The organism is Nostoc sp. CALU 546 (assembly GCF_048836525.1).
The window spans coordinates 1-4,998 of record NZ_JAWJTF010000197.1 but is presented as its reverse complement, the minus strand read 5'-3'; the positions used below and the strand labels follow the sequence as shown (position 1 = coordinate 4,998).

The 4,998-nt window shown below is 42.3% G+C and carries 4 protein-coding genes; 1 reads left to right on the top strand and 3 read right to left on the bottom strand.

From position 1 onward, the window contains the following. Nucleotides 1-1,323, bottom strand: a 1,323-nt coding sequence (locus RRG12_RS41335) for an NB-ARC domain-containing protein (protein WP_420763169.1), incomplete at its 3' end; no start/stop codon positions are given. A gap of 216 nt (nucleotides 1,324-1,539) precedes the next feature. Between RRG12_RS41335 and RRG12_RS41330 the strand changes: the two genes are divergently transcribed. Further along, nucleotides 1,540-2,202, top strand: coding sequence for a LuxR C-terminal-related transcriptional regulator (locus tag RRG12_RS41330; RefSeq protein ID WP_420759608.1), 663 nt, complete (start codon nucleotides 1,540-1,542; stop codon nucleotides 2,200-2,202). Here RRG12_RS41330 and RRG12_RS41325 read toward each other — a convergent pair. Both RRG12_RS41325 and RRG12_RS41320 read right to left on the bottom strand, forming a co-directional pair. Beyond that, nucleotides 2,188-4,191: a CHASE2 domain-containing protein gene (locus RRG12_RS41325; protein ID WP_420759609.1), complete on the bottom strand. Its 2,004-nt coding sequence runs from the start codon at nucleotides 4,189-4,191 to the stop codon at nucleotides 2,188-2,190. The two genes, RRG12_RS41330 and RRG12_RS41325, sit on opposite strands and share 15 nt — an antisense overlap. Before the next feature lie 11 nt (nucleotides 4,192-4,202). Further along, nucleotides 4,203-4,508: a hypothetical protein gene (locus tag RRG12_RS41320; protein ID WP_420759610.1), complete on the bottom strand. Its 306-nt coding sequence runs from the start codon at nucleotides 4,506-4,508 to the stop codon at nucleotides 4,203-4,205. Between the last annotated feature and the right edge of the window lie 490 nt (nucleotides 4,509-4,998).

Sequence of the window (4,998 nt, the reverse complement as noted above, 5' to 3'; positions counted from 1 at the left end):
GTACTCCATCAACACAGGCTGAAGCGTGAAGCGATCTCCTGTACGCTCTAGGGGAATCTTGCGTTGCAGCACTCCCAAAGTTGCAGGTAGTGCTGCCTTAGCAGTTGATAACATCAAATCTTCCCGTAACTCTGCTAGGGACACTGGTTCCCGATTGATTGCTAACCAATACAGTACTTCACAGCACTCTTTGGGGAGCCGTTGAAAGTGCCAAGATAGGAGTTCTTGCAGGTCGTGAAACACTGGCTTGCCTTCCCTTAAAAATTCGGCAATACTACCAAAAAATACTTCCAGTATGTGTTTACTAACCAATTGCAGTGCTAGAGGATTGCCATCATAAAGCTGAATCAACTCCTGCCAGTCTTCTTCACTAGCTGTAAAATCGCCAAGCTCTGCAATAATCTGTTTTCCAGCTTGGATATCTAACCCCTGTAACACCAAAGAGCGCACCGGACGACTTGGCCCATCCATTAAAATGAGTTCTTGGGGTTTTTCGCGGCTTGTCAGCAGTAAGCAACTTTGATGCGCCACTTCCCCAACCTGTTTAATTAACTGTCCATAGTCTTCATAATCAGCTCGATACCGACCGATGGGATCTCCGGCTTGCAGAAGAGTTTCGGCGTTATCTAGGATTAAGAGACATCGGTGGGTTTTCAGGTGATGGAGCAACAAAGAGATGCGTTCGCTAATTGTCTCTGGTAGTGTTGTCTGCTGTTGTCTGGAAAGTACTTTAATTAAGTCTGCAAGTAGGTCAGAGAGGAGAGGGGCATTGAGAAGCGATCGCCAGATGACAAACTCAAACTCATCCTGGATACCCTTGGCTAACTGAAGTGATAGGTCTGTTTTGCCAATCCCACCCAATCCCAGTTTTAGTGAAAGATGGGTCTTTCCAATCCCCCGCATTCCCACAATCGCCACACATCGAGTGCGATCTCGAATAATCCAGTTCTGTAGAGTTTCTAGTTCTTCTGTTCGTCCAAAGAACACTTGCACATCAGGAGCGTCTCCCCAGTCTCTGTGGAAATTGGAGGGTTGATAATTTAGAGTCGATGAGGCGTTTGTGTCCTTTTCTCGCTGTGCGGTTCGCTTCAATACTCCGTGCAGGTTATTTTTGGTAACTTTTTCTCCTAAAGCTTTCGAGAGTGATCGCCATAATTCAGAGCCAACATCTTTAATATGACCATGATCGTAATCGGAGTCTACAGCCATATCTAAATATGTCTGTCCTGCCCATGACTGACTGAAGACAATCTTTTGAAGTTTTGTTAAGCATCCCCCTTCCAATAATTGCTCGATTAGTGCGATCGCCTCTTCTACTGTCATTTATCTTCCCACGTAAAAATACCAGGTTAACTACGATATTCCCACCATAAACTTGATTTTCTCAAAAAATTTACGTAAATCTACTAAAAAGCTCCGACCTTTTTCCGACCTTTTTCCGACCGTTAAGCTTAATGTCGCGGAGTAAAGTACTCAGATGATGCTAAAAAATTTTTCTTGATTTTGTTAGCTATTAAACCAAAATTATCTCCTCCCAACATGGACTGCAAGCTACCCCTTTTTCTTGTTATTGAAGACCATCCAGAAGTCGGTCAGAATAACTGCGAGTTTTTGCACATGATAGAAGCTCAGTGTTCTTGCATTAGCGTGGATACACCTGATAGGGGAATTGAGCAACTGGAGCTTGAGCTACCAAATTTGGTCGTAGTGGACTTGCAGTTTGGCACTGTCGGAGGTGAGCAGTCAGCAAAGCCAGGTTTAGCACTGTTAAGACAAATTTTTGAGCGCTACCCCACAGTAAATATCCTTGTTTATACCAGTGAACCTAATTTTTTAAGACAACTAGCATCGCAGATTGGTAAACACCAAGGGGGTTTTGTAGTTGTGAACAAGATGGAAAGACGAAGCGCCTTCCTGGAAGGCGTTCGTAGCGCTCTAGATGGACAACTCAAAGTCCATCGGGAACTGATGAAGGAAATGCAATTAACTCAGCAGGATCTGGAAATTTTGGACTTGTTATGCCGTCATGCGCTAACAGACCAAGCGATCGCCGAGCGGATGCATGTGTCCCATAAAACGGCTCAGAACTATGTGCAGCGTCTCAAGGCAAAGCTGGATATCGAGCATCTTGATGGGCAAAATATAAACCCTCGCGTCGCTGTTTGCATGGCAGCTATTGGACGCAAGCTAATTGTTTATTGAAAAAATACTTGAGTTTTGGATTTCGTCCTCAGTAGTATTCTTTAGAGTCCAAGTGAGTATTACCTGGATTCCGCCATCGGCTGAACGAACTCGCTCCCAATATCCGTCTGGTAGTTCCGCAGCAATAGTAGCCATCAATTTTGTGCCGTAACCATTACTGTGTGCTCTAATGGTGGTGCTTTTCAAAACAACAGGCTTAGGCTCAGTTAGATCATTTTTAATAATTAGCGTACATAGGGTTTCTTCCTGAAACAAACTAACTCTAACTTCGGTTGCAGTACCGTTCGGAGGTTGACTATGACGAATGACGTTAGCGATCGCCTCTTTAAAGAAGCGAAAAATATCTTCACGCGCATCTATCCAGGTACTGTCTGACTCAGGCTCTAAAAGAGGTTGCAGATGAGCATCAACTTTGAGTGTTAATTCTCCTGAACTAACAAGTTGTTGTAGCTGCTGTTGAATTCCCTTATCTAAACCTGTTTGCAATTCTGGTGTCACCTCTAGTTTCTCGGCGATCGTGCGAGTATTGCGGAGCTGATCACGAAGATTGCGCCCAACTGCTTCTAGCCTATCTAACAAAGGGTTGGGATTTATCCCTGGATGTTTAATAGCTAGAAGTTCGACACCATCCATGACTAATTTGAGTTCTTGTAGAGGGCCGTCATGAATGTCCGCTGCTACTCGATGGAGTAACTTCCGTGCCTGAGAAAGGACTGCCTGTCGCTCGGCTAGTTTTCGTCGCTGCTGGATCAACTGCTGTTGCTTCTGCCAAAACAGCAAACAGATAGCTACAGATACACCCGTTCCAATCCAGGTTAAGATTGGTATTGCTAAAGGTATAATTAGCCCTTGCCAAGAAAAGAGGACACTGAAAATAACATAACTGCCAACAAACCCTAGACAAAGCCAACTCTTTAAGCGGATAGTAGATTGAGATCCGTTTTTGAATATCCCGGAAGTCAGTATTAAACTAAAAAAGACTGCACCCAGGGTAGTGGCCGTATAATCAAACCATTCGGTAGAGGTTCTCAAAAATGAATCTGTCATCAAATTTCCGATCAAATTGGCCTGTACCTCTGCAACTGACATGCGATCGCCAAAAGGAGAGGAAACCCCAAATGAGACTAAATCTTCTCTAGGCAAATCAATCAGCACCAGTTTGTTGCGAACCTTCTGAGCTTCTAGAGTGGTAAGAGCGCTACAGTAAGTCAGTTGTGCAGAAGTGGAATTACAAAAAGATGAAGCATTGAGGCGAGGAAATGTTCCAGCAGGTCCATAGAAATTTATCCCAACGGCAGTTTCAGTTAAAAGTGTTTGCTCACTTTGGGCAATCTGAGTCAGTGCTTTGTTACCTAGAGGTGAAGAAAATTTTTCTAAGGCTAATACTGCAACTGATTTTAATTCTTGAGTTTCTTGAATGTTTTCTACATAAACAAAGTATCCTGCCAAGTTTGCTTGACGAGATGGACTGGTTAAACTTTGAAGAGCAGTCTCGTACTCGAAAAATCCATGCACTTGCGCTGGAGAAATTAATGGTTTAATTCTGTTATCGTCAAATGGCAGCAGATGATAGTAGATAGATAATGCTGAAGGAACTGATTGAGAAAGTTTTTTAGTATAAGTGACTAATACAATTTGATGGCTGTATTTTTTTATTAGATCCTTGAAGGAATTTTCTAAACTACTATCAATAGGTCGCCTCAATGAATTAGGTAGGTTCAAAACTACAACTTTAGCTCCTTCGTCCATGAGCTGCGTGACTAGATTGGCATAAAACTTGTGTTCAGGTTTATGGATTGGTCGATCAATTGTAACTAAGAGGATCTCGTGGGGTAAAGCGCTGGGTTTGTAAAGCCGTGTCAGACTATCTTGAATCCCAAGCTCTAGTTTTTCAAGGATAGGTAGCTTGCTAAATACTGCATTGAAAAGGAAACTCCAGACAACACCCAAACCAATCCCTGTCATTTGCCAAGTGTTAATCGATCTCAATCTTTTTTTCATTACTTCTTAGGCTGGAGGCGATAGAAGACTGTTTGTTTGGGATTGTATTGCTGCAAATTTACACATAGCTCTTCACCGCATCGCTCAATTTGCCAGGTAGCAGTCTTGGTTTTAATAACCCCATTCAAACTTGGTTTTGTGTTTATTATCCCATCTAATGGGGGACCGGAAAGAGATTTGACAATCTCTCCATCAAATTCTAACTCTAGCTCAACTGAACCGCCCTCTCCAATTCCACTTAGAATCCGTCCTGTCCCTTGCCAGATTTGACTCGCACTAGCTGGAAGTATCAGTATTCCCAGCAATAGAATTGTTTGAAAAAGTATACAACTTCCGTAGTAAGAGATACTCCTTATTAAATTCCTCTTTAAATAATAAACTCTGTACATATAGCACTCTGCTTGAGAATAACTACTTTTTTGACTATTATCTTCTATTCTGCTCAAATAGCTTGTTGCGTAAACGCGCAATTTTATTTACGCTAATTCCTCTATCTTTAGCAGTAAGAAAAAGCAAAGATAGAACTATCACAGAACAGCAAAGCAGTATTCATATCCCCAACTTCTTAGGTGGGATATAGGAGAAGCGATCGCTTTCTCGACTAATAACTTGGTAATTCACTGTGTTTTTGGAGTAATCGGCATTATGAAATTATTAAAAACTCTTTTGGTCTCAGGATTAACTTTGGCTGCCTTAAGCATGGCATCAGTAATAACAGTTGTTCAACCAGCATTAGCAGATTATAAGTGGGTAAACGCAAGAAATGGTTATGTTCCCCCAGGGGCTATTCAAGGG

Coding starts and splice junctions, on each gene's coding strand:
- RRG12_RS41330 (WP_420759608.1), top strand. CDS start 1,540: ATGGACTGCAAGCTACCCCTTTTTCTTGTTATTGAAGACCATCCAGAA.